Origin of the sequence: Neoaquamicrobium sediminum, from assembly GCF_013240295.1 — a bacterium.
GTDB classification, from domain to species: Bacteria; Pseudomonadota; Alphaproteobacteria; order Rhizobiales; family Rhizobiaceae; genus Aerobium; species Aerobium sediminum.
Map to the genome: position 1 here is coordinate 1,439,813 of NZ_JABETK010000002.1, position 21,951 is coordinate 1,461,763.

General features: G+C 64.8%; 19 protein-coding genes and 4 pseudogenes. 6 read left to right on the forward strand and 17 right to left on the reverse strand.

Features of this window, described 5'->3' with window-relative positions:
- Positions 1–54 precede the first annotated feature (54 nt).
- Together HK436_RS18965 and HK436_RS18970 are read left to right on the forward strand one after the other, a co-directional pair.
- The gene (locus HK436_RS18965; protein ID WP_173192244.1) at positions 55–1,230 is read left to right on the forward strand and encodes a CaiB/BaiF CoA transferase family protein; all 1,176 of its coding nucleotides are present in this window, start codon (positions 55–57) and stop codon (positions 1,228–1,230) included.
- Positions 1,227–2,876 carry a thiamine pyrophosphate-binding protein gene (locus tag HK436_RS18970; protein WP_173192246.1) on the forward strand — a complete coding sequence of 550 codons (1,650 nt, stop codon included), beginning with the start codon at positions 1,227–1,229 and terminating at the stop codon, positions 2,874–2,876. The genes HK436_RS18965 and HK436_RS18970 overlap by 4 nt, the downstream gene beginning before the upstream one ends.
- A 228-nt stretch (positions 2,877–3,104) precedes the next feature.
- Here the strand turns inward: HK436_RS18970 and HK436_RS31545 are convergent, their stop codons facing one another.
- From HK436_RS31545 to paaA, 6 genes and pseudogenes are all read right to left on the reverse strand, one after another.
- Positions 3,105–3,524, reverse strand: coding sequence for a 2Fe-2S iron-sulfur cluster-binding protein (locus HK436_RS31545; protein WP_244649045.1), 420 nt, complete (start codon positions 3,522–3,524; stop codon positions 3,105–3,107).
- Complete coding sequence (locus tag HK436_RS31550) at positions 3,521–4,183, reverse strand: FAD-binding oxidoreductase (RefSeq protein WP_244649046.1); 663 nt, start codon at positions 4,181–4,183, stop codon at positions 3,521–3,523. The genes HK436_RS31545 and HK436_RS31550 overlap by 4 nt, the downstream gene beginning before the upstream one ends.
- Positions 4,184–4,191: 8 nt before the next feature.
- Positions 4,192–4,659, reverse strand: a pseudogene (paaD, locus tag HK436_RS18980) (1,2-phenylacetyl-CoA epoxidase subunit PaaD); the annotation flags it as partial.
- A gap of 233 nt (positions 4,660–4,892) precedes the next feature.
- Positions 4,893–5,654 (reverse strand): 1,2-phenylacetyl-CoA epoxidase subunit PaaC, encoded by a 762-nt coding sequence (gene paaC / locus HK436_RS18985; RefSeq protein WP_173192251.1) that lies wholly within the window; start codon positions 5,652–5,654, stop codon positions 4,893–4,895.
- On the reverse strand, positions 5,654–5,941 hold the full coding sequence (paaB, locus tag HK436_RS18990) for a 1,2-phenylacetyl-CoA epoxidase subunit PaaB (protein WP_173192253.1): 288 nt from the start codon (positions 5,939–5,941) through the stop codon (positions 5,654–5,656). Before paaB ends, paaC begins: the two co-directional genes overlap by 1 nt.
- 5 nt (positions 5,942–5,946) lie before the next feature.
- Complete coding sequence (gene paaA, locus HK436_RS18995; protein WP_173192256.1) at positions 5,947–6,942, reverse strand: 1,2-phenylacetyl-CoA epoxidase subunit PaaA; 996 nt, start codon at positions 6,940–6,942, stop codon at positions 5,947–5,949.
- Positions 6,943–7,044: 102 nt separating this feature from the next.
- Here paaA and HK436_RS19000 point away from each other — a divergent pair, with 102 nt between their 5' ends.
- Positions 7,045–7,464: a PaaI family thioesterase gene (locus tag HK436_RS19000; protein WP_173192258.1), complete on the forward strand. Its 420-nt coding sequence runs from the start codon at positions 7,045–7,047 to the stop codon at positions 7,462–7,464.
- Here the strand turns inward: HK436_RS19000 and HK436_RS19005 are convergent.
- The 4 genes and pseudogenes from HK436_RS19005 to paaI form a co-directional block, all read right to left on the reverse strand.
- Positions 7,449–8,342 (reverse strand): PaaX family transcriptional regulator, encoded by an 894-nt coding sequence (locus HK436_RS19005; RefSeq protein WP_173192260.1) that lies wholly within the window; start codon positions 8,340–8,342, stop codon positions 7,449–7,451. The genes HK436_RS19000 and HK436_RS19005 overlap by 16 nt on opposite strands.
- Positions 8,343–8,381: 39 nt before the next feature.
- A complete protein-coding gene (locus HK436_RS19010; protein ID WP_173192262.1) occupies positions 8,382–8,981 on the reverse strand; it encodes a TetR/AcrR family transcriptional regulator in 600 nt (199 codons plus the stop codon).
- A pseudogene (gene paaK / locus HK436_RS19015) lies at positions 8,981–10,289 on the reverse strand (phenylacetate--CoA ligase PaaK). Before paaK ends, HK436_RS19010 begins: the two are co-directional and overlap by 1 nt.
- A gap of 28 nt (positions 10,290–10,317) precedes the next feature.
- Positions 10,318–10,749, reverse strand: coding sequence for a hydroxyphenylacetyl-CoA thioesterase PaaI (gene paaI, locus HK436_RS19020; RefSeq protein ID WP_173192264.1), 432 nt, complete (start codon positions 10,747–10,749; stop codon positions 10,318–10,320).
- Between the two features lie 97 nt (positions 10,750–10,846).
- On the opposite strand from paaI, the gene HK436_RS19025 reads away from it, so the two are divergent.
- Positions 10,847–12,070, forward strand: a complete 1,224-nt coding sequence (locus HK436_RS19025; RefSeq protein WP_173192266.1) for a cytochrome P450 — start codon at positions 10,847–10,849, stop codon at positions 12,068–12,070.
- A gap of 243 nt (positions 12,071–12,313) precedes the next feature.
- Positions 12,314–14,342, forward strand: a pseudogene (paaZ, locus tag HK436_RS19030) (phenylacetic acid degradation bifunctional protein PaaZ).
- A 77-nt stretch (positions 14,343–14,419) separates the two neighbouring features.
- Here the strand turns inward: paaZ and HK436_RS19035 are convergent.
- From HK436_RS19035 to HK436_RS31555, 7 genes and pseudogenes are all read right to left on the reverse strand, one after another.
- The gene (locus HK436_RS19035) at positions 14,420–16,387 is read right to left on the reverse strand and encodes a methyl-accepting chemotaxis protein (protein WP_173192268.1); all 1,968 of its coding nucleotides are present in this window, start codon (positions 16,385–16,387) and stop codon (positions 14,420–14,422) included.
- Positions 16,388–16,623: 236 nt separating this feature from the next.
- A complete protein-coding gene (locus HK436_RS19040; RefSeq protein ID WP_173192270.1) occupies positions 16,624–17,694 on the reverse strand; it encodes a 3-carboxy-cis,cis-muconate cycloisomerase in 1,071 nt (356 codons plus the stop codon).
- 212 nt (positions 17,695–17,906) lie between these two features.
- Entirely contained in the window at positions 17,907–18,521 is a 615-nt protein-coding gene (gene pcaG, locus HK436_RS19045; protein ID WP_173192272.1) for a protocatechuate 3,4-dioxygenase subunit alpha, read from the reverse strand.
- Positions 18,522–18,523: 2 nt separating this feature from the next.
- A pseudogene (gene pcaH, locus HK436_RS19050) lies at positions 18,524–19,266 on the reverse strand (protocatechuate 3,4-dioxygenase subunit beta).
- An 8-nt stretch (positions 19,267–19,274) separates the two neighbouring features.
- On the reverse strand, positions 19,275–19,670 hold the full coding sequence (gene pcaC, locus HK436_RS19055; RefSeq protein WP_173192274.1) for a 4-carboxymuconolactone decarboxylase: 396 nt from the start codon (positions 19,668–19,670) through the stop codon (positions 19,275–19,277).
- 10 nt (positions 19,671–19,680) lie between these two features.
- Positions 19,681–20,850, reverse strand: coding sequence for a 4-hydroxybenzoate 3-monooxygenase (gene pobA / locus HK436_RS19060; RefSeq protein ID WP_173192276.1), 1,170 nt, complete (start codon positions 20,848–20,850; stop codon positions 19,681–19,683).
- 165 nt (positions 20,851–21,015) lie between these two features.
- Positions 21,016–21,177, reverse strand: coding sequence for a hypothetical protein (locus HK436_RS31555; protein ID WP_244649048.1), 162 nt, complete (start codon positions 21,175–21,177; stop codon positions 21,016–21,018).
- Positions 21,178–21,215: 38 nt separating this feature from the next.
- Between HK436_RS31555 and HK436_RS33080 the strand changes: the two genes are divergently transcribed.
- Positions 21,216–21,863: a helix-turn-helix domain-containing protein gene (locus HK436_RS33080; RefSeq protein WP_312860637.1), complete on the forward strand. Its 648-nt coding sequence runs from the start codon at positions 21,216–21,218 to the stop codon at positions 21,861–21,863.
- Positions 21,864–21,951: the final 88 nt, after the last annotated feature.

Below are 21,951 nucleotides of genomic sequence, written 5' to 3' on the forward strand. Positions count from 1 at the left end.
CGATCCCGGCCGATCTGCTAGGCACGCGGGACTGCAAAGGGAGCCTGCAAAGCCATGGCCGAACCGCCGCTCAAGGGCGTACGCGTGATCGAACTCGCCCGCATCCTCGCCGGACCCTGGGCGGGTCAGGTGCTGGCCGACCTCGGCGCGGACGTCATCAAGGTGGAAAATCCCGACGGCGGCGATGACACGCGCAAGTGGGGCCCGCCCTTCGTCATGAGCCACGACGGCGAGAACCTGTCGGCCGCCTATTACCACTCAACAAATCGCGGCAAGCGCTCCATAGCTATCGATTTCTCCACGCCCGAGGGCGCCGAAACCATCCGCAAGCTTGTCGAGACGGCGGATGTGCTGATCGAGAACTTCAAGCTGGCCGGGCTCAGGAAATACGGGCTCGACTACGACAGCCTCAAGGCGATCAACCCGCGCCTCGTCTACTGCTCGATCACCGGCTTTGGACAGGACGGCCCCTATGCGCCGCGCGCGGGCTACGATTTCATCATCCAGGGCATCGGTGGCCTGATGTCGATCACCGGCGAGCCGGGCCGCGAGCCGCAGAAGGTCGGCGTCGCCGTCTCCGATATTTTCACCGGCCTCTATTCGGTGATCGCGATCCAGGCCGCTCTGCGCCATGTGGAGGCCACCGGCGAAGGGCAATATATCGACATGGCGCTGCTCGACACGCAGGTATCGGTGCTGGGCAACCAGAACCTCAACTATCTCGTCTCCGGTAATGCGCCGGTTCAGATGGGCAATGCCCATATGAACATCTCGCCATACGAAGTGCTGCCGGTGAAGGACGGCTTCTTCATTCTCGCCGTCGGCAATGACGGCCAGTTCCAGCGCTTCTGCAAGGTGGTCGGCCTCGACCATCTGACGACCGACCCGGACTTCGCCACCAACCCAGCGCGGGTAGCCAATCGTGTCCGGCTGCGCGAGCAATTGATCGCCACGCTGGCAGACTGGGAGCGCGAGGCGCTGCTGCCTCTGCTGGACAAGGCGGCGGTGCCGGCAAGCCCCATCAACAACATCGCCGAGATGTTCGCCGACCCGCAGGTGATCGCGCGCGGCATGCGCGTGGACCTCGACGACGGCCAGGGCAACACCCTGCCCTCGGTACGCGCCCCCATGGTAATGAGCGGCACGCCTCTGAAATACGAGCGCCCCTCGCCACGGCTCGGGCAGCACACGCACGAAATCCTCGCAGAACTGGAGAAACGCGGAAAATGAGAACCGGCGGACAACTCATCGTCGACACGCTCGAGGCCAATGGCGTCGAACGCATCTATTCCGTGCCGGGCGAAAGCTATCTCGCGGTTCTCGACGCGCTGCACGATTCCAGTATCGAAAACATCGTCTGCCGCCAGGAAGGTGGTGCGGCGATGATGGCCGATTGCGAGGGGCGGCTGACGGGCAGGCCCGGCATCTGCTTCGTCACCCGCGGCCCCGGCGCTACCAACGCATCGGCAGGCATCCACATCGCCCAGCAGGATTCCAACCCGCTGATCATCTTCGTCGGTCAGATCGCGCGCGGCATCAAGGAGCGCGAGGCCTTCCAGGAGGTCGACTACAAGGCCTTCTACGGTTCGATGGCGAAATGGGTGGTGGAGATCGACGACGCCCGCCGCGTTCCCGAACTCGTCACCCGCGCCTTCGCGGTCGCGACCTCCGGCAGGCCCGGTCCGGTGGTGGTATCGCTGCCGGAGGACATGCTGCGCGACGAGGTCGAGGCGCCCGCGCCCCTGCCCTTCGTGCCGGTGGAAACCCGTCCCGGCGAACCTGAAATGAACCGCCTCGTCGAGCTGCTCAGCGCCGCGGAGCGTCCGTTCATGGTGCTCGGCGGCACGCGCTGGACCGAGGAGGCCGTAAAACAGGTGTGCGCCGGCATCAGCAGGTGGAAGCTGCCGGTGGGCTGTTCCTTTCGGCGCCAGACGCTGTGCGACCAGCTTCACGACTGCTACGCCGGCGACATCGGCATCGGCGCCAATCCGAAGCTTTCGCAATACATCAAGGATGCCGATCTCGTTCTGCTGGTCGGTTGCCGCTTCGGCGAGATGCCGTCGGCGGACTACACGCTGCTGAAAAGCCCCTACCCCGATCAGAAGCTTGTGCATGTGTTCCCCGAACCGGAGGAACTGGGCCGCGTCTACCGGCCCGAACTGCCGATCAACGCGTCCAACACCGCTTTTGCCGAGGCGTTCGCGCGGACCGCGCCTGAGACCACGCCGCGCTGGGCAAACCGGACCGAGGAGCTGCACCAGAGCTATCTCGAATGGTCGACGCCGCCGCAGGATGGCACCGGTGACGTCAAGATGGGCCGCGTGATGGCGTGGCTGGAAGAAAACCTGCCGGAAGACGTCATCGTCACAAACGGCGCCGGCAACTTCGCAACCTGGATGCACCGCTTCCACCGCTACCGCCGCTTCAACGGGCAGGCTGCCCCCACGTCGGGGTCGATGGGCTACGGCGTGCCGGCCGGCGTTGCTGCCAAGGGCATCTTCCCGGACCGCGAAGTGGTGATCTGGGCTGGCGACGGCGATTTCATGATGCATGGGCAGGAGTTCGCGACCGCCGTTCAATATGGCCGGAACGTCATCGTCGTGATCCTCAACAACGGCATCTACGGCACGATCCGCATGCATCAGGAGCGCGACTATCCCGGCCGCGTTTCGGGCACGACGCTCAAGAACCCGGACTTCGCAGCCTATGCCCGCGCCTTCGGCGGCCATGGCGAGACGGTGGCGACGACGGAGGAGTTCGCACCGGCCTTCGAGCGGGCGCGGGCCAGCGGCATGCCCGCGATCATCGAGGTTAAGCTGGACCCGGAAGCGATCACCCCGACACGGACGCTGACGCAAATCCGCGAAGGCAGCTAAAAACCAGGCCCGGCCGCAGCATGAAGCAACGAACCGGCATGCGGCGCGTTGACCTCATGCTTCGGGCCGCGTCAACCGGGCGTGGCGGTAAGGCGAACGAAGGGATTTTCCCGGTTTCTTCCTTCGGCCAACGAAACGGCAGACGAGCGCCTGTCCCGCCCGGCCCGAAGTCAAATACCGCGAATGCGCGTGTCGCCGCAGGCAACGCTGATCGAAGCCGGGCAGCGCTCACGCCGCGTCGAAATCGAGCACCAGTCTTTTCGAGGTGGGGCGCGTCTGGCAGGCGAGCGTGAAGCCGGCCTCGATTTCCCATGGCTGCAGCGAATAGTTGACGGCCATTTCGGCCTCACCCTCGGCAACCCGGCAGCGGCAGGTGCAACACATGCCGCCGGCGCAGGAATAAGGGATTTCCAGCCCCGCCCGGTGCGCCGCGTCGAGCACGGTTGCATCCGTCTCGGCCATCGGAAACGCGCGGCGTACGCCATCAAGCACGACCTCGATCTCGACGCCGGCTTCCGCGGCCTCCTGTGCCCGCGCCGAGCGGGCACGCGGCGCCGGCGCATCGCCCGACGGCGTGAACCGTTCGAAGCGGATGCGGTCCTCCTCGACACCCAGTCCCTTCAGCGCGGTCGAGACCTCGTCGATCATCTCGCCCGGCCCGCACAGGAAGATGCCGTCGGCCGCGCCACGTCGATCAGGCCGCGATTTGCCAGTTCGGTGATGCGGGCGCCGTCGATGCGGCCATTGAAAAGCTCGACATCCTGCGCCTCGCGCGAAAGCAGATGCACGACCGAGAAACGGTGCATGTGCCGGTCCTTCAGATCCTCCAGTTCCTCGCGGAACATGATCGTGTCGGTCGAGCGGTTGCCGTAGATCAGCGTGATCGTGCTGTCCGGTTCATGGCTGAGAACCGTCTTGGCGATCGACAGCATCGGCGTGATGCCCGAGCCGGCCGCGATCAGAACGTAATCGTGCCGCTCGCCGGCCAGCGAGGTGAACCGGCCCTCCGGCGGCATTACCCGGATCGTGTCGCCGACGGAAAGGCGCTCGTTGACGAAACTGGAGAAGCGGCCATCTGCCACCCGCTTGACGCCGACGCGCAGGGTCGGCTCGCCGGGCGCGGAGCAGATCGAGTAGGAACGCCGCGCTTCCTGCCCGTCGATGTCGGTAGCAAGCGTGAGGTACTGGCCTGGGCGGAAGGCGAAGGTTTCCCTCAGCGCATCCGGTATCTCGAAGGCGACGGCAACCGCCTCGGGCGTCTCGCGCGCAATCGCAGCAACTTTGAGATCGTGAAATCTGGGTGCCATGACGGGTCCTAGATGCACTTGAAATAGTCGAACGGTTCCCGGCACGCCGTGCAGCGATAAAGCGCCTTGCAGGCCGTGGAGCCGAATTCGGAGACACGCTCGGTCTGCCACGAGCCGCATTGCGGGCAATCCACCTGCGTCTCGCCGAAAAGCGCACGGATCGAGTTGGAAGCCTTCGCCGGCGGCGCAATGCCGTATGCGCGCAGCTTCTGGCGGCCGTCCTCGGTGATCCAGTCGGTTGTCCAGGCGGGCGATATGACGCGCTCGACGCGCGCGTCGAAGCCTGCCTCGCGTAGCGCCGTCTCGACAGCCAGCTCAATGGCCAGCACCGCCGGACAACCCGAATAGGTCGGCGTCACCCGGGCGACCGCGACGCCGCCAAGGATTTCAACCGAGCGCAGAATACCGAGATCGGCCACCGTGACGCAGGGCACCTCCGGGTCGGGCACGGAAGCGGCGGCGGCATAGGCGCGGCGATAGGCATCGCCACAAACGCCGTCGGCGTGGAGTTCTACGTCGCCCCCTCTGGCCTGCCGGCCATCTCCCCCACGAGGGGGGAGATCGGCAGCTTCACCGAATTCTTTCGCCTTTCAACGTTCGACTTTGGCGAAGGTAGATATGACGGCTGATCTCCCCCTCGTGGGGGAGATGGCCGGCAGGCCAGAGGGGGCGCTGTCCCGCCACCCCTGCCTATGTCCGGCTACGTGCCTCACCACACCGCCCCCGGATAGGTACGCTGGATGTGCTGCAATTCGGCAAGCAGGTAGCCCATCGCCTCGCCGTGGCGACCCTGCCGTCCGCCGGTCTGCGGCCAGGCGGTCTCCGGCATGTCAAGAAAGGCTTCGGCGAACACGCGCTGGACCGTAGAGTCGAAGCTCGACCGCAAGGAGGCTGGCGCCGGCGCGATGCCTGCCTTTGAAACGGCTTCGCTTACCGCGTCCGTCTCGAACAACTCGTCGACATAGGGCGCCAGCGCCTCGACGGCCGCCTTCATGCGGGCGGCACTTTCCTCCGTCCCGTCGCCCAGCCGGATAACCCATTCGCCGCAATGGCGGACGTGGTAGGAGACCTCCTTGACCGCCTTGGCGGCGATGCCGGCCAGCGTCTCGTCGGTGGACGCGGATGCCTTCTCCCAGAATGGATGCATGAAAGCCGAGAAATAGAACTGGCGCAACATGGTGTGGGCGAAATCGCCGTTTGGCCGCTCGACCATCAGGCAGTTGAGGTACTCGCGCTCGCGGCGCAGATACGCCAGGTCATCCTCGCTGCGCCCCTTGCCCTCCACTTCGCCGGCATATTGATAAAGCGCCCGAGCCTGCCCGATCAGGTCGAGCGCTATATTTGGCATGGCAAGGTCTTCTTCCAGCATCGGTGCATGGCCGCACCATTCCGACAGCCGATGGCCGAGGATCAGGTGATCGTCGGCGAGCCTGAGCAGAAAGGTGACGAGATGGTCGCGCGAAACCTCCATCACATATGCCCCACATCGTCGGGGATCTTGTAGAAAGTCGGGTGCCGGTAAACTTTCGACAGCGCCGGCTCGAAATTCTCGTCCTTGTGCTCGGGATCGGAGGCGACGATCGCGGCCGAAGGCACCACCCAGATCGAAACGCCCTCGCCGCGCCGCGTGTAGACATCGCGCGCCGCCTGCAGCGCCATCACCTCATCGGCAGCGTGCACCGAGCCGCAATGCTTGTGTGCAAGCCCGTTGCGCGGCCGGATGAAGACTTCCCACAGCGGGATTTCGTTCTTTGCCATCTCTCTTACTCCGCCGCCATTTTCGCCGCTTCGGCGCGGGCTTTGCGCTTCTCCGCGTGGGCAAGAGCCGCCTCGCGCACCCATGCGCCCTCGTCCCAGGCCTTCTGCCGGGCAGCCAGGCGCTCCTTGTTCATCGGACCGCCGCCCTTCACGACGCGCCAGAACTCGTCCCAGTCGATCTCGCCGAAATCGTAGTGGCCCCGCTCCTCGTTCCATTTCAGGTTTGGATCGGGGAAGGTCAGGCCGAGGAATTCGCCCTGCGGCACCGTGGAATCCACGAATTGCTGGCGCAGCTCGTCATTGGTGAAGCGCTTGATCTTCCAGCGCATCGACTGGTCTCCGTGCTGGCTGTCGGAATCGTGCGGGCCGAACATCATCAGCGACGGCCACCACCAGCGGTTCAGCGCGTCCTGCGCCATCTCTTTCTGTTCCGGCGTGCCGTTCGCAAGCGTCATCATGATCTCGTAGCCCTGGCGCTGGTGGAAGCTCTCTTCCTTGCACACCCGGATCATGGCGCGGGCGTAAGGCCCGTAGGAGCAGCGGCAGAGCGGGATCTGGTTCATGATCGCCGCCCCGTCGACCAGCCAGCCGATCGCGCCGATGTCGGCCCAGGTGAGCGTCGGATAGTTGAAGATCGAAGAGTACTTCGCCTTGCCGGCCAGCAGCTCCTCGGTCATCTCCTCGCGCGAAACGCCCAGCGTCTCGGCAGCAGAATAGAGGTAGAGCCCGTGGCCGCCTTCGTCCTGCACCTTGGCCAGAAGAGCCGCTTTGCGGCGCAGCGAAGGCGCGCGCGTGATCCAATTGCCCTCCGGCAGCATGCCGACGATCTCGGAATGGGCGTGCTGACCGATCTGGCGGACCAGCGTGCGGCGATAGCCCTCCGGCATGGGGTCGTTCGGTTCGATCTTTTCTTCGGCGTCGATGCGCTTCTGGAAAGCGTCGAGAAAGGCCTGGTCCTCAGCCGAATCCGTCTTCGCGCCGATCAATCCCTGACTATACATGGCAGTTCCTCCATGGTCGGATGATAGCATATCCGTCCGCCATCCATATGTAACGAAATTTTCGATAGATTGCAACAATTCGTAACACGTTAGAGGGGCAGCATGCCGCAATTCGGAATGGAGCAGGCGCAGAAGACACTGGAGACCGTGTTCGCGCCGTGGATCGTCGAGCTTGGATTGAGGCCGGTTTCCTTCGATGAGAACGGCGGCAGTTTCGTCCTGCCGCACAACGACCGGCTGGTCCATGTCGGCGGTGTGGTCTGCGGTCAGGCGACCGCGTCGGCGGCGGATACGGCCTGCGTGGTGACGCTGGCAGCGCTGAACGGGCGCTTCCGCATCTGCACGACCGTGGACCTGACCACCCATTTCATCCGGCCGCTGAAGCCGGGAGACATCGAAATCCGCGTCGAGGTGCTGTCGAACGGCAAGCGTATGGCCTACGCGCGCGTCGAGATGAGGGCCAAGGGCGACACGCGCGTCGCCGTCACGGCAACGTCGGCATTCGCCTATCTGGAGGACTGACGCGGGTCTCGCCAGCGCCGCGCCAACGCCGATGGATCGGCGGGCTCCGGGAGACCGGCCATATCGAGCCACGCCTCGCTAGTCTCTGCCAACACTTCATGGATGTCGCGCGCGATCGAACGCGCCTGCGCCCCCGGCCATGATGGCGGAAGCAGCGCACCCGGCAGGCCGGGATCGCGCAGAACGATCCGCCGCCATTCGTGGACGAGAAGCGTGCGCGCGGCGATCGCGTCGATCGGCACAAGCACGGAGCCGTTCCGCAATGCCTCGTGAAGCGGGCGGAACGCCGCGATGAAGGCATGATAGGCGTCGGCTATCTCCTGCGAGGGCCATAGATCACGGAACGCCTCGGGGTGCTCCGCGCTTTCGCCATGGATCACGAGCATGCCGGCAAGCGCCTCGGTTGCATCGGGTGCGTCGTCGGTTTCCGGCCGCATATGGACCCCGCCATTGATCCGCACGAAACCGAGTGCCGGCAGTTCGCTGCCTTGCGCGTTCACGCCCGGCGCAGCTACGGCAACAGTCCATTTGCCCGCCCATCCCGGCGGGCCGGTCGCATAGATGCGCCGTGTGGCGAGATCGAAGGCGTGGCGACCGTGTTCGTCCAGGCTGAAGAACGAATGCCGCCCGCGCCGCTCACGCGTTACCCACTTGTCCCCGGCCAGCCGCGACAGCGCGGTGCGCAGCGCACCCGGCTCGATCCGCAGCCGCGCCATGATGTCCTGCAGCACGGTGAGCGGCACGCGCCCGCCGCGAGGCACCACAGCATCGCCGAAAACCGTGATGACCAGCGACCAGACGCGTGGACGCCCGCGTTCATGCAGGTTCGCAATCAGGGTTTCGAGGGCGGCAACGGCCGGATCGGCGGACTTTGGCATAAGGCCATCAGATGGCACGACGGCGCGCGTGGTGGCAAGTCAGGAGCGCAGCGCCCTCACCCCACCCACCAGCAGGCGCGCCGCGAGCCGCGCATAGTCCTGCCGCCCGACAGGCCCGCCGTCCCGGAACCACATATACGCCCAGTTGACCATTCCGAAGAGGCTCATGGTCACCGGTTTGAGCAGCGGCGTCCCGTCGAACGTCGCCGGGTCGAGCGCATGGACGGCCCGGGCCACGATCTCCACGAGCCGCCGCTCCAGCGCCTTCAACTGATCCTGCTCCGGGTCGGGCAGCAGACGCAGGGCGTCGACCTGCACCTTGTGCTCGGCATCGGCGTCGCGATAGGCCTCCAGCAGCGCGCCGACCAGCGCCTCAAGCCGTGCCTCGGGCGGCAGCGCGGGATCGTCCGCCTCCTCCACCGCTTCAACCAGCGCGCTCAAGTGATTCTGCAATATGTCGAAAAGCAGCGCCTCCTTCGAGGCATAGTAGTGATAGAGCAGCGCCTTGGAGACCCCGCACTCGCTGGCCAACCGCGCCATCGAGGCACGGTCGTAGCCGTCGCGCGCGAAAACGATCGCCGCGCGGTGCAGGATCGCGCCACGCTTCTCGTCATGGTCCTTAGCGCGGCTGCGCGCCATCAGCTCTTCGGCCGATTGTCAACGATCCGCACCGCCTTGCCCTGGCTGCGCGCCACCTTGTCGGGCTCGGTGACGTTGACCTTCACCGATACGCCGACAACATCCTTGATGCGCATGACAAGGTCGGCGGCGCAGGCCGAACGCGCCTCGCCGGCCGCATGGCTGGCAATCGCCTCCACATGCACGACCATCTCGTCCATCCGCCCCTCGCGCAGGAGCTCGATCTGGAAGTGCGGTGCGAGGCCCGTCACCTTCAGGATCTGCTCCTCGATCTGCGTGGGAAACACGTTGACCCCGCGCAGGATCATCATGTCATCGGAACGGCCGGTGATTTTCTCCATGCGCCGCATGGTGCGCGCCGTGCCTGGAAGCAGCCGCGTGAGGTCGCGCGTCCGGTAACGGATGATCGGGAACGCTTCCTTGCTGAGCGAGGTGAAGACCAGCTCGCCCTTTTCGCCATCCGGCAGCACCTCGCCGGTCTGCGGATCGATCACCTCCGGATAGAAGTGATCCTCCCAGATGTGCAGCCCGTCCTTGGTCTCCACACATTCGTTGGCGACGCCCGGCCCCATCACCTCGGACAGGCCATAGATGTCCACGGCATGCATGTCGAACGCATCCTCGATCTCGGCGCGCATGGCGTTTGTCCACGGCTCGGCACCGAAGATGCCCACCTGCAAGGCTCTTGCGCGGGTCGAGCCCTTGGGCACGATATTCGTCGAGGATGGAGAGCATGTAGGACGGCGTGACCATGATGGTCGAAGCCTGGAAGTCCTCGATCAGCGTGACCTGCCGCTGTGTCATCCCGCCCGAGACCGGCACCACCGTGCAACCGAGCTTCTCCGCGCCGTAATGCGCGCCGAGACCGCCGGTGAACAGGCCATAGCCATAGGCTATATGAACGATGTCGCCCGGCCGCGTGCCCGAAGCCCGCATCGAACGGGCAACGCATTCTGCCCATACGTCGATGTCGTTCTTCGTGTATCCCACCACCGTCGGCTTGCCCGTCGTACCCGATGAGGCGTGAATGCGCGCTACCTTCTCGCGCGGAACGGCAAACATGCCGAACGGGTAGTTGGCCCGCAGATCGGCCTTAACGGTGAACGGAAACTTGCCCAGGTCAGACAGCGTCCTGAGGTCGTCGGGGTGAACGCCGGCCTCGTCGAAGCTTTTCCGGTAATGCGGAACGTTATCGTAGGCATGGCGCAGCGACCACTTCAGCCGATGAAGCTGCAGGGCTGCGATTTCGTCGCGCGAAGAAATCTCGATCGGGTCGAGATCTTCCTTTCGTGGCGTCAAATCCTTCATGGTCTCCTCCCGAAACGCTCGCCGAGCGCTACTCCTCGAAATGCCTGCCGTCGATCACGCGCGAGGCGCCGCGAAACTCGGCGATCACCTTGCCGGCCGCATCGCTCACCGTCACATCATAAAGCCCCGAGCGCCCTGCGCGCGTCACTTCACGGGCCACGGCGGTCAGCCGTTCGCTAAGCTTGCCTGGCCGCAGGAAACTGATCGTGTTGTGCTGCGCAACCGCAAGCTGGTTGTAGGAGTTGCAGGCGAATGCAAAGGCGCTGTCGGCCAGCGTGAAGATGTAGCCGCCGTGGCAAATGTCGTGGCCGTTGGTATGGTGCTTCTCGACGGTGAACGAGGTGGTCGCCGTGCCGGGCCCCACAGCATCAAGGCTCATGCCAAGCCATTTCGACGCGTCGTCCCGCGCCCACATGGCTTGCGCGCTGCGTTGCGCGATTTCCTCTGCCGAAAGCCCCATGCGATCCTCCCTTCGCGGACTGGTGAGGAGACTTGCATAAACCGACCGGCCGGTCAATAATACTTGGAATTGCATCGCGGAGGAGAATTCGGTGCAGATGGACGCAGCAACATCCGACGCCGCGCTGGCGGCGCGTTTCGACATCAATGCCTTGCCGCAAGGCTTCGCGAACGACCCCTTCCCCACCTATCGCGCGCTGCTCGAGCACGCGCCGGTGAAACGCTTTGCCGACGGCTCGGTGATGCTGTCACGCTACGCCGATCTCGACCGCGTCTATCGCGACACCAAGGCGTTCTCGTCCGACAAGAAGGTCGAGTTCCTGCCGAAATTCGGCCAGACGCCGCTCTATGAGCACCATACCACCAGCCTGGTCTTCAACGACCCGCCGCTGCACACGCGCGTGCGCAAGATCATGATGGGCGCGCTGACGCCGCGCGCCATCTCGGCGATGGAGCCGGGCCTGATCGCGCTGGTCGACGGCCTGCTAGACCGCATGGCCAGGAAGGACAACGTCGACCTTATCGAGGACTTTGCCGCAGCCATTCCGATCGAGGTGATCGGCAATCTGTTCGTGATGCCGCACGAGGAGCGTGGGCCTCTGCGCGACTGGTCGCTGGCGATCCTGGGCGCGCTTGAACCCACCTTGACGCCGCAGCAGCAGGAAGTGGGCAATCGCGCCGTCACCGACTTCAAGGCCTATCTGGCCGACCTTGCCGCACGCCGCCGGGAGGAGCCCGGCGATCCGGCGACCGATGTGCTGACCAGGCTCATCAACGGCAATGAAGGCGAGCAGCTCTCCGATGTCGAGCTTCTTCAGAACTGCATCTTCATCCTCAATGCCGGCCACGAAACGACCACGAACCTGATCGGCAACGCTCTGTTCGAGCTGTTGGAATGGCCGGACGAAAGGCGCCGGCTCGAGGCCGATCCCGGCCTGATCGACACCGCCGTGGACGAGTTCCTGCGCTTCCAGTCGCCGAACCAGCTCGGCAACCGGATGACCACGGAGCCCGTCGAGTTCCACGGCGAGGAGGTTGCGGCCGGCACCCGCATCCATCTGTGCATCGGTGCTGCCAATCGCGACCCACGCCAGTATGACGAGCCGGACCGCCTCGACCTGACCCGCAAGCCGAACCGGCACCTCGCCTTCGCACAGGGTCCGCATCTGTGCGCCGGCTTCTCGCTAGCGCGGATGGAGGGCCGCATCGCAATCGCGCGCTTCCTGCAACGGTTCCCGAACTACCGGCTGGCCGGCACCCCACAGCGCACCGGCCGCGTACGGTTCAGAGGCTTTTCGCACCTGCCAGCGCGGGTCGGGTAGGAGGATCATCGAAGATGGAGTCGCCCTACGTTGCCCCCTCTGTCCTGCCGGACATCTCCCCCACAAGGGGGAGATCAGTCGGCCGCTTTGCTTTCGCCAATCGGTAGCGTGGTAGAAGGAGTGCCGGCGGCGAAGCTGCCGATCTCCCTCCTCGTGGGGAGATGTCCGGCAGGACAGAGGGGGCGCGACGGAACACCCACCGCAAAGGACAACGGCACGTCTCGCTGCCCCGGAGATTAATCCATGACTATCCTCCCCCTCCACAGCTACGCGGCCGGCCGCTGGATCGCCCCGTCGGGTAACATCACCACGCTGAAGAGCGCCGTAACGGGCGAGCCGGTAGCCGAGATAGGTAGCGGCGGGCTCGACTATGCCGGCATGGCCGAACATGCCCGGCGGACAGGCGGCCCCGCCCTACGGACCATGACCTTCCACCAGCGCGCAGCGATGCTGAAGGCGCTCGCGCAATATCTGAACGAGCACCGCGACCCGCTTTACGAGCTTTCCTACGAGACGGGCTCGACCAAGGCGGACTCGATGATCGACATCGACGGCGGCATCGGCACGCTGTTCGTCTACGCCTCCAAGGGCAAGCGCGAACTGCCGGACGACACGATCTATGTCGATGGCGCGCTTGAGCAGCTTTCGCGCGGCGGCAACTTCCTCGGCCAGCATGTCGCAACCTCGCTGCAGGGCGTCGCCGTCCACATCAACGCCTTCAACTTCCCGGTATGGGGGATGCTGGAGAAGCTGGCGCCGACGCTGCTTGCGGGCGTGCCGGCCATCGTCAAGCCGGCCTCGGCCACGGCGTGGCTCACCGAGGCAGCGTTCCGCATGATGATCGAATCCGGCCTGCTGCCGGAAGGTGCCGTGCAACTCATTGCCGGCCCGACCGGCGACCTGCTCGACCGGCTCGGCTGCCAGGACGTGGTGTCCTTCACCGGCTCGGCGGCAACAGCCGGTATGCTGCGCGCCAATCCTAGGCTGATCGCGAATTCCGTGCGCTTTATCGCCGAGCAGGATTCACTGAACGCCTCGATCCTTGGGCCCGATGCGTCCCCCGGCACACCGGAATTCGACGCCTTCGTCAAGGAAGTGCATCGTGAGATGACGGCCAAGGCCGGCCAGAAATGCACGGCCATGCGCCGGCTTATCGTGCCGGACGCGCACCGCGACGCAGTCATCGAGGCGGTCGCCGACAGGCTGGCGAAGACCGTGATCGGCAACCCGCGCGACGAGGCAACGCGCATGGGCGCATTGGCAAGCCTCGCCCAGCGCGCCGATGTCCGCGAAAAGGTCGAAGCAATCGCCCGCGAGGCGCGCCTCGTGCATGGCGATCCGCAAAGGTCGACGTCAGCGGAGCCGACGCCGAGAAGGGCGCTTTCATCTCGCCGTTGCTGTTTGCCTGCGACGACCCGGACGGTGCCGAGGGCATCCATGCCGTTGAGGCGTTCGGCCCGGTCTCGACCGTGATGGGCTATCGCGACATCGCTCACGCGGCAGCACTTGCCAATCGCGGCGGCGGCTCGCTTGTGGCCTCGGTGTTCACGCGCGATCCAGCGGTCGCGCGACAGGTCGTTGAAGTCGCCGGGGCGTTCCACGGCCGGCTCTATTTCGCAAACCGCGACACCGGCAAGGAGGCGACCGGCCACGGCTCCCCCTGCCCCACATGGTGCATGGCGGGCCGGGACGCGCGGGCGGCGGCGAGGAGATGGGCGGCATTCGCGGCGTCATGCACTACATGCAGCGCACCGCGATCCAGGCGAGTCCTGACCTGATGACCGGCATTACCGGGGGCTGGGTGGCAGGCGCACAGACGCTGGAGAAGGATCGCCATCCGTTCCGGATGCGCTTTGCGGAACTGGAAATCGGCCACACGCTGTGGACAAAGAGCCGGCAGGTCACGCTTGAGGACATCGAGCATTTTGCCGAGTTCACCGGCGACACCTTCTACGCCCATATGGACGAGGAAGCGGCGAAGGCCAATCCGTTCTTCCCCGGCCGCGTCGCGCACGGCTACCTGATCCTGTCCTTCGCCGCGGGGCTGTTCGTCGATCCCGCGCCCGGACCTGTGTTGGCCAACTACGGCCTGGACAATTTGCGCTTCATGAAGCCGGTTTCGCCCGGCGACAGCCTCAAGGTACGGCTAACAGCGAAGACGAAAACGCGGCGCAACGATGAATATGGCGAAGTGCGCTGGGACGTTGCGGTGGTCAATCAGGACGGCGAGCAGGTCGCCGGCTACGAACTCCTGACCATGAACGCGATGTAGTCGTACCGCGACGAGCAACCTCAATGAAAAAAGGGCGGCCCTGGAGCCGCCCTGATTCTTCCCGTCGTACGTGACCGCTATTCCGCAGCCACCACGCCGCCGAACGCGCCCGCGACGCGCTGGCCGAGCACTCTGGCAGGCGAAGGGACGGAAGCGCTGTAATCGTCCGCCTCGCGCACGCTGGCCCCACCTTCGACCTTGAAGTGCGAAATGAGCTGGGTGAGGCTGGCGGACTCGCTCGACAGGCGATGCGTCGCCGCCGTCGTCTCCTCCACCATCGCCGCGTTGCGCTGGGTGACCTGATCCATCTGGTTCATGGCGGTGTTGATCTCGGAGAGCCCCGTCGACTGCTCGCCGGCGGCGCTCGCGATCGAATGGACATGCTCGTTGATGTGCACGACATGCGCCTGGATCGTGTCGAGCGCCTCGCCGGTCGCCGTGACAAGACGCACCCCGGTGGAGACTTCCTCGCCGGACTTGGTGATGAGGTCCTTGATGTCCTTGGCGGCCGTTGCCGAACGCTGCGCAAGCTCGCGCACTTCCTGCGCCACAACGGCAAAGCCCCTGCCGGCCTCGCCGGCCCGCGCCGCCTCGACACCCGCATTGAGCGCCAGGAGATTGGTCTGGAAGGCAATCTCATCGATCAGGCTGATGATCTGGCCGATCTCGCCCGATGCCTGCTCGATGCGGCTCATGGCGCTGACGGCCTCGGCCACCACCTTCGTGGACTGCTCGGTTGAGCGACGGGCCTCGTCGACCATCCGGCTTGCCTCCTGCGCGCGATCGGTCGACTCGCGCACCGTCGCGGTGATCTCGTCGAGCGCGGCGGAGGTCTCCTCCAGGGAAGCCGCCTGCTGTTCGGTGCGCCGCGACAGGTCGTCCGCAGCCGAGCGCAGCTCGACGGTATTGGAACCGATCGTGTCCGAGGTGATCCGAACGTCGCGCAGCACACTACGCAGCGTCTGCATGGTGGAATTGACGTTGTGCTGCAATTCCTCGAACGCGCCCTGGAAATTGCCGTTCATGCTCTGGGTCAGGTCGCCCTCGGCAAGGCTGGCCACCACGCGGCGAACCTCGGCGATGCCGGTGTCGACGCTGGTCACCAGCTCGTTGACGCTGGCCGCGAAACGGTTGAGGTCGGCGTCCTGATAGTCCTTCGTGATGCGACGGTCGAAATTGCCCTGCACGGCGCTGGCGACCACTTCGGCGATGCTGGTCTGCAGGTCGGCGCTCTTCGCCTGAAGGGCTGCTTCCTGTGCGTTCAGCTCGCGCACCTTGAGGGCGTTCTGCTTGAACACCTCGACGGCCTTGGCCATCTCGCCGATCTCGTCCTTGCGACCGGCAAACGGAATATCCGCTTCGAGATTGCCTTCGGCGAGCATTTTCATGGTTCCCGTCAGGCCGCGGATCGGGCGGCTGAGCTGTGCGGTGCCGATATAGGCCGCAGCACCCGCGCCGGCGGCAAGCCCAACCAGAACAACGGACCCGATGAGGATCGCCATGCGCGTCTGGAACGAAGCCAGGTCGACCTTCATGTCCGCCAGGATCTGCTGGTCGCGATTGACGACCGCGTCGATTTCGGCCTGAAACGCCTTGCGGTTCGCCCGGTTCTGCTCGTTGTTGCCCTGAATGTTGGCTTCCGCCGGGCTCACCTCGGTGCCAAGGCGTGCGGTTTCGGCCCGGAAGGCGCGAAACTCGGCTGAGCGGTCCACGACTGCGTTGAAATCCGCAAGCCCTTCGGCGTCGACCAGCGGCCGCCACTGCTCCAGCAGGGCGTCCATCCGGTCGAGCGACCGATAAATGCCCTCGCCGAATTGTTCGGCCTGTTCCGTGGATGACGATGCGTAGATGCCGCGCGCATCCATCACCACGGCGGTGACATAGCGGTTGAGGCGTTCGCCAAGATAGGCGCGCTCCGACGCGTTTTCCAGCGCCGCCAGCCGCGCATTGTATTCGTTGAGCGTGTAGACGGCCATGCCGCCGATCGCCACCGCGACCAGGCCCATCAGGCCGACGATCGCATAAATCTTGCTACCAATCTTCATGGCAGAACCCCCAATTTGCGGGTCCGTACGGACCCTGTCGCCCTACCCCGCCTCTCGACAGGGAGACACGCATGCCCGAGGCCGCGCCGTCGGCAACAAAGTATGCCGGCGGCGAGCCGATTTGCCCGTCCGCGCACCACTAATGAGCGCTTTGGTTAAGCTTGATTTAAATTGGAGGAGCTACGCGTGGATTATGCCGCAAAAGCCTGATGACGCTACGGAATCCCTTGCAGGGTCTAGCCTCGGGCGCCGGTTTCGCGGAACGCCATCGACATGGCCAGCGCTTCCGCCTTGCGGAGCGCAGAAGCGGTCGCCACCACCATTTGCGGCAGCGTCAGCCACTCCAGCGTCCAGGCCGCACCAGAGCGCTCGTTTTCATGCACCATCGCATGGTGCATGCCGGCAACCAGCGTTGCATTGAACCGGGCGAGCGCCACAAGCGTCTCTGCATCGACAGGATTGACCTTGTGCGGCATGGCGGATGAGCCGCCGCCGGAGGAAAGCTTCACCTCGCCCACCTCCGATTGCGCCAGCAGCGCCACATCCTGTCCCATCTTGCCGAGGCTTCCGGTCACGAGCGAAAGCCAGGAGGCAAATGCAACGATCCCGTCGCGTTCACTGTGGCGCGCGCGGGACAGTGCCCGCAGCCCGAGCTTTTCGGCCAGCCGTCGGATGACGGCTGGTGCCGCGTCGCCAAGCTTCTCCAATGTCCCCGCCGCGCCACCGAAATGCAGGACGCAGACATCGTCGCGAACCCCCGCGAGCCTTTCGCGATGCCGCTCCAGCGGCTCGTGCCAGCTTGCGATCTTGCGCGAGGCGGGCACGGGAATGGCCGACTGCATGCGGGTATGCGCCATCGTCTCGACGGCACCGTCCCGCGCTTCCAGCCGCTTGAGCTCATCGACCACCGACGCCAGCCGCGCCTCGATGACGCCCATGGCATCCTTGAGCCTTATGGCTAGGCTGGTGTCGATAACGTCCTGGCTCGTCGCCCCAAAGTGAACACGGCTGGCATGGGGCTCACCCACCGCCGCGCGAAGCTGGCGCACCAGTTCCGGCACCACCACGCCGTCGCGCGCCGTCCCCGCCCGCAGCTCGTCCATATCGGGTTCGAATGTGTCGAGCGCCGTGGCGATTGCAACCGCCGCGTCGCTGTCTATCAGCCCTTCCTCGGCCTCGACTGCAGCAAGTGCTGTCTCGAAGGAGAGCATTGCGGCAATGTCCGCTTGCGCGGAAAAACACGAACCGACCTCCTCGTCACCGAGCAGCCCTGAAAGGAATAGATGGTCGAAAGGCGAAACGGTCACGGGTTCATACCAGCAGCAATGAGACGAATGGGAATGATGGTGCGTCCTTCGAGGCTCGCTTCGCTCGCACCTCAGGATGAGGGAGGTGGGTTGATCGAATCCGCTCGCGGTGGGCTCGATGCACAACAGTCCTCATCCTGAGGTGCGAGCGAAGCGAGCCTCGAAGGACGCACATTGCCACGGCGGGTGTCAACCAACAGCGCTCAAAGCCATCAGATGTCGAAGAAGACGGTTTCCTTCTCGCCCTGCAGATGGATGTCGAAGCGATAGCCGTCTTCGACAGGCTCGGCCACCAGCGTCGGCACCCGAACGCGGTGCTCGATGCGTGCGAGGACCGGGTCCTCGGCATTGGCCGCCTCCTCGTCACCGAAATACATGCGCGTGTGCAGGCCGATATTGATGCCCCGCGCGACGATCCAGAAGGTGACGTGCGGCGCCATCAGCCTGCCATCGGTGAAGGGCACGCGGCCGGGCTTGACCGTCTCGAAACGGAATTCGCCCGAAACCATATCCGTCGCGCAACGCCCCCAGCCGGTGAAATTGGGGTCCGCCGCACCGCGCATCTCCGAGGGCGAGTTGTAGAGACCGTCGGCGTCAGCCTGCCAGATCTCGACCAGCGCATCCCTCAGCGGGGTCCCGGTGCCGTCGAGCACGCGCCCGGTGATGGCAATGCGTTTCCCGCGCGTCTTGTCGTTCACCATGCTGGAGCCGAGATCGTGCGGATAAACACCGCTGATTTCGGAGAAGTTCGGCGTCAGCCCGATATGGACGTAGGGACCGGCGGTCTGCGACGCGCTTTCCTTGAAGCGATTGAGCGGCTGGGCCATGGTCAGTTCCCCTCCAGGCGATTTTCGAAGAGCGTGGAGCGGCGACCGCGCAGGACGATGTCGAACTTGTAGGCGCGGCTGTCCATAGGCGTCGTCGCGCTCATGTCGAGCGCTGCCGTCAGATCGGAGATCGCCGCGGATCGTTGATCGTCTTGACGATGGGGCACAGCGGAATCATCGGATCGCCTTCGAAATACATCTGGGTGATGAGCCGCTGCGCGAACCCATGCCCAAAGATCGAGAAGTGGATATGCGCCGGGCGCCAGTCGTTGGGACCATTCGGCCAGGGATATGGCCCTGGCTGCACGGTTCGGAGGACATAACCGCCGTCTTCGTCGGTGATGGTGCGTCCGCAGCCGCCGAAATTCGGATCGAGCGGTGCGATATAGCCTTCCTTCTTGTGGCGATAGCGCCCGCCGGCATTGGCCTGCCAGAATTCCAGCAACGCACCGGGCACACCCTTGCCACGCTCGTCGAGGACCCGCCCATAGACGATGATGCGCGGACCGATGGCGCTCTCACCGGGCTTCGCGAAATTGTGGATCAGGTCGTTGTCGAGCGCGCCGAGAATATTGTGGCCGAAGACCGGACCCGTGATTTCCGACAGCGTGTTGTCGAGCGACAGCAGCGCCTTCTGCGGCGAACGCAGCACGGAGGTCTTGTACCAGGGCGTATAGGCTTGCGGATGCCACTCGCGGTCGCGCTGGAAGAATGCGCCCGTTTCCGGCTTGCGGTTCGAGAGCATGCCCTCGCTCATTTGCCCTTCTCCTTGTCCATCTCGTCCAGTACGTGCTTGACGACCTTGATCGCGTGGTTGGCGCGCGGCACGCCGGCATAGATCGCAACGTGCAGCATGACTTCCAGGATGTCGTCGCGCGTGGCGCCGGTGTTGGCCGTGGCGCGCGTGTGCAACGCCAGTTCCTCGAAATTGCCGAGGCCGGCCAGAAGCGCCAGCGTCATCATCGAGCGCTCACGCCGGGTGATCGTGTCACGCGACCACACATGCCCCCAGGCGGCCTCGGTGATGAGTTCCTGGAACGGTGCATCAAATGCGGTCTTTGCGGCCTCGGCGCGGTCCACATGGGCATTGCCAAGCACCGCCCGGCGTGTCGCCATGCCCTGTTCGTGCCGTTTCGGTTTTTCGTTCATCGGTTGATCCTCAATAAGGCAGGCCGACATAGTTCTCGGCGAGCGAGGTGGACGCCGCACGCGAACCTGTCAGATACTCCAGTTCGGCCTCCTGTATGCGCTGCCCGAACGTCCCCGTATCTGGAAAGCGATGCAGCGTGTTTGTCATCCACCACGAAAAACGCTCCGCTTTCCAGACCCGCGCCAGCGCCCGGGCCGAATATCCGTCGATCCCGGCAGCGGACTGCTCTGCATAATACTCCTGCAATGCGTCGAACAGGTAGCGCACATCGCTTGCGGCTAGGTTGAGCCCCTTGGCCCCCGTCGGCGGCACGATATGCCCGGCATCGCCCACCAGGAACAGGCGCCCGAACCGCAGCGGCTCAGCCACGAAGGAGCGCAGCGGCGCGATGGATTTCTCGATCGAAGGGCCGGTCGTCATCGCTTCGGCCGTCTCCGCCGGCAGCCGCGAACGGATTTCGTCCCAGAAGCGGTCGTCGGACCAAGCCTCGACCCTGTCGTCCAGCCCACACTGGACGTAATAGCGGCTGCGCGTGGCCGAGCGCATCGAGCACAGCGCGAAGCCACGCCGGTGGTTGGAATAGATCAACTCGTGGCTGACGGGCGGCACATCGGCAACGATGCCCAGCCAACCGAATGGATAGACGCGCTCGAACGTCTCCAGCCCCTTGCCTTCAACCGCCTTGCGCGAGGGGCCGTGATAGCCGTCACAGCCCGCGATGAAATCGCAGTCGAGCCGGTGCTCGACGCCGTCCTTGCTGTACGTGACATAGGGCCGTTCGCCATCGAAATCGTTCGGCTGCACATCGGCCGCCTCGTAGATGCTGATGCCTCCGGTGGCGGCGCGCCTGTCCATCAGGTTGCGCGTTACCTCGGTCTGGCCATAGACGATGACGTGCTTGCCGGTCAGACCGTGCAGGTCGATCCTGTGGTGCTTTCCGGAAAATGTGAGATCGAACCCGTCATGCGGCAGACCTTCGCGACGCATCCGCTCACCCGCGCCTGCCTCGTCGAGCAAGCCGGCCATGCCTTCTTCCAGCACGCCGGCCCGGATACGGCCGAGAACGTAGTCCTGACTCACCCGCTCCAGAATGACGTTGTCGATACCTGCATTGGTGAGAAGCTGGCCGAGCAGCAGCCCGGCCGGCCCGGAGCCGATGATGACAACCTGCGTGCGCATGCTGGCGTTCCTCCCCGGCTGGCTCCGCTTGCAGCCTGTATACTGCCCGACTGCCGGACCTCCCAACAATGGACAATTCGGGCAATCGATTGCACTATCAGAACATCACTGCCGGAGCGAGATATGGCCAACGCGGTCCCCTCATATCGCCTTTATCGTGAGAAATCAGGAGAATCCGGAGACTTCTGGATTCACAGCGAAACGATCCCTGAGCGTACGCACCTGCACAATTGGGAGATTTCCCGGCATCGGCACGACTCCTTCTTCCAGATATTCCTGCTGACGGCCGGCAGCGGCGAGATCGTGGGTGCAAATGACCTGCGGCATTTCGAGGCTCCCTGCGTTTTGTTCATCCCGCGGGGGCGGTGCACGGTTTCCGCTTTTCCCGCGAGATCGACGGGCTGGTCCTGACCGCGCTCGGCGACCGGCTCGCCTCCCTTGCCGCGGCGGACCGGCGGATCGCGGCGTTCGCGGCGACGACCCAGGTGGTTTCGCTGCGACCTAAGGACGACAACGCCGGCCTGCTGATCGAGAGCGTGCGCCGGCTTCACGCCGAGCTTCACGGACGCGCAGCCGGACGGCTCCTGCTTCTCGAGCCGCTCATGACGGCAGCGATCGTCGCGCTGGTTCGCGCCGGTACGCTATCGACGGCACAGGGTGACGCTTCCGCGACCGAAGACCGGATCGAGAAGCTGACAACGCTGATCGCGGCGCACTGCCGCGAGCACCGGCCTGTGACGTTCTATGCGCAATCGATCGGCGTCTCGGCAGCCCATCTCAACCGGCTTGCGCGCGCCGCCACCGGGCTTTCGGTGCAGGAACTGGCCGCTCGCCAGTTGATGGAAGCGGCCCGGCGCGACCTGATCTTCACGCCGACCCCGGTGCAGGCGATCGCCTATTCGCTCGGCTTCGCCGACCCCGCCTACTTCAACCGCTTCTTTCGGCGTCACACAGGCGAGACACCGGGAACGTTTCGCGAGGTGGAGAGACGGAAACTCGTGGTCTCGGCCTGATCGCCGACGACCTGGAATGTGGATGGAAAAATCGCCGACGATGTCGGATGACGAACCTCGTCTGCGTCCTTCGGTCTCAAGATGCAAA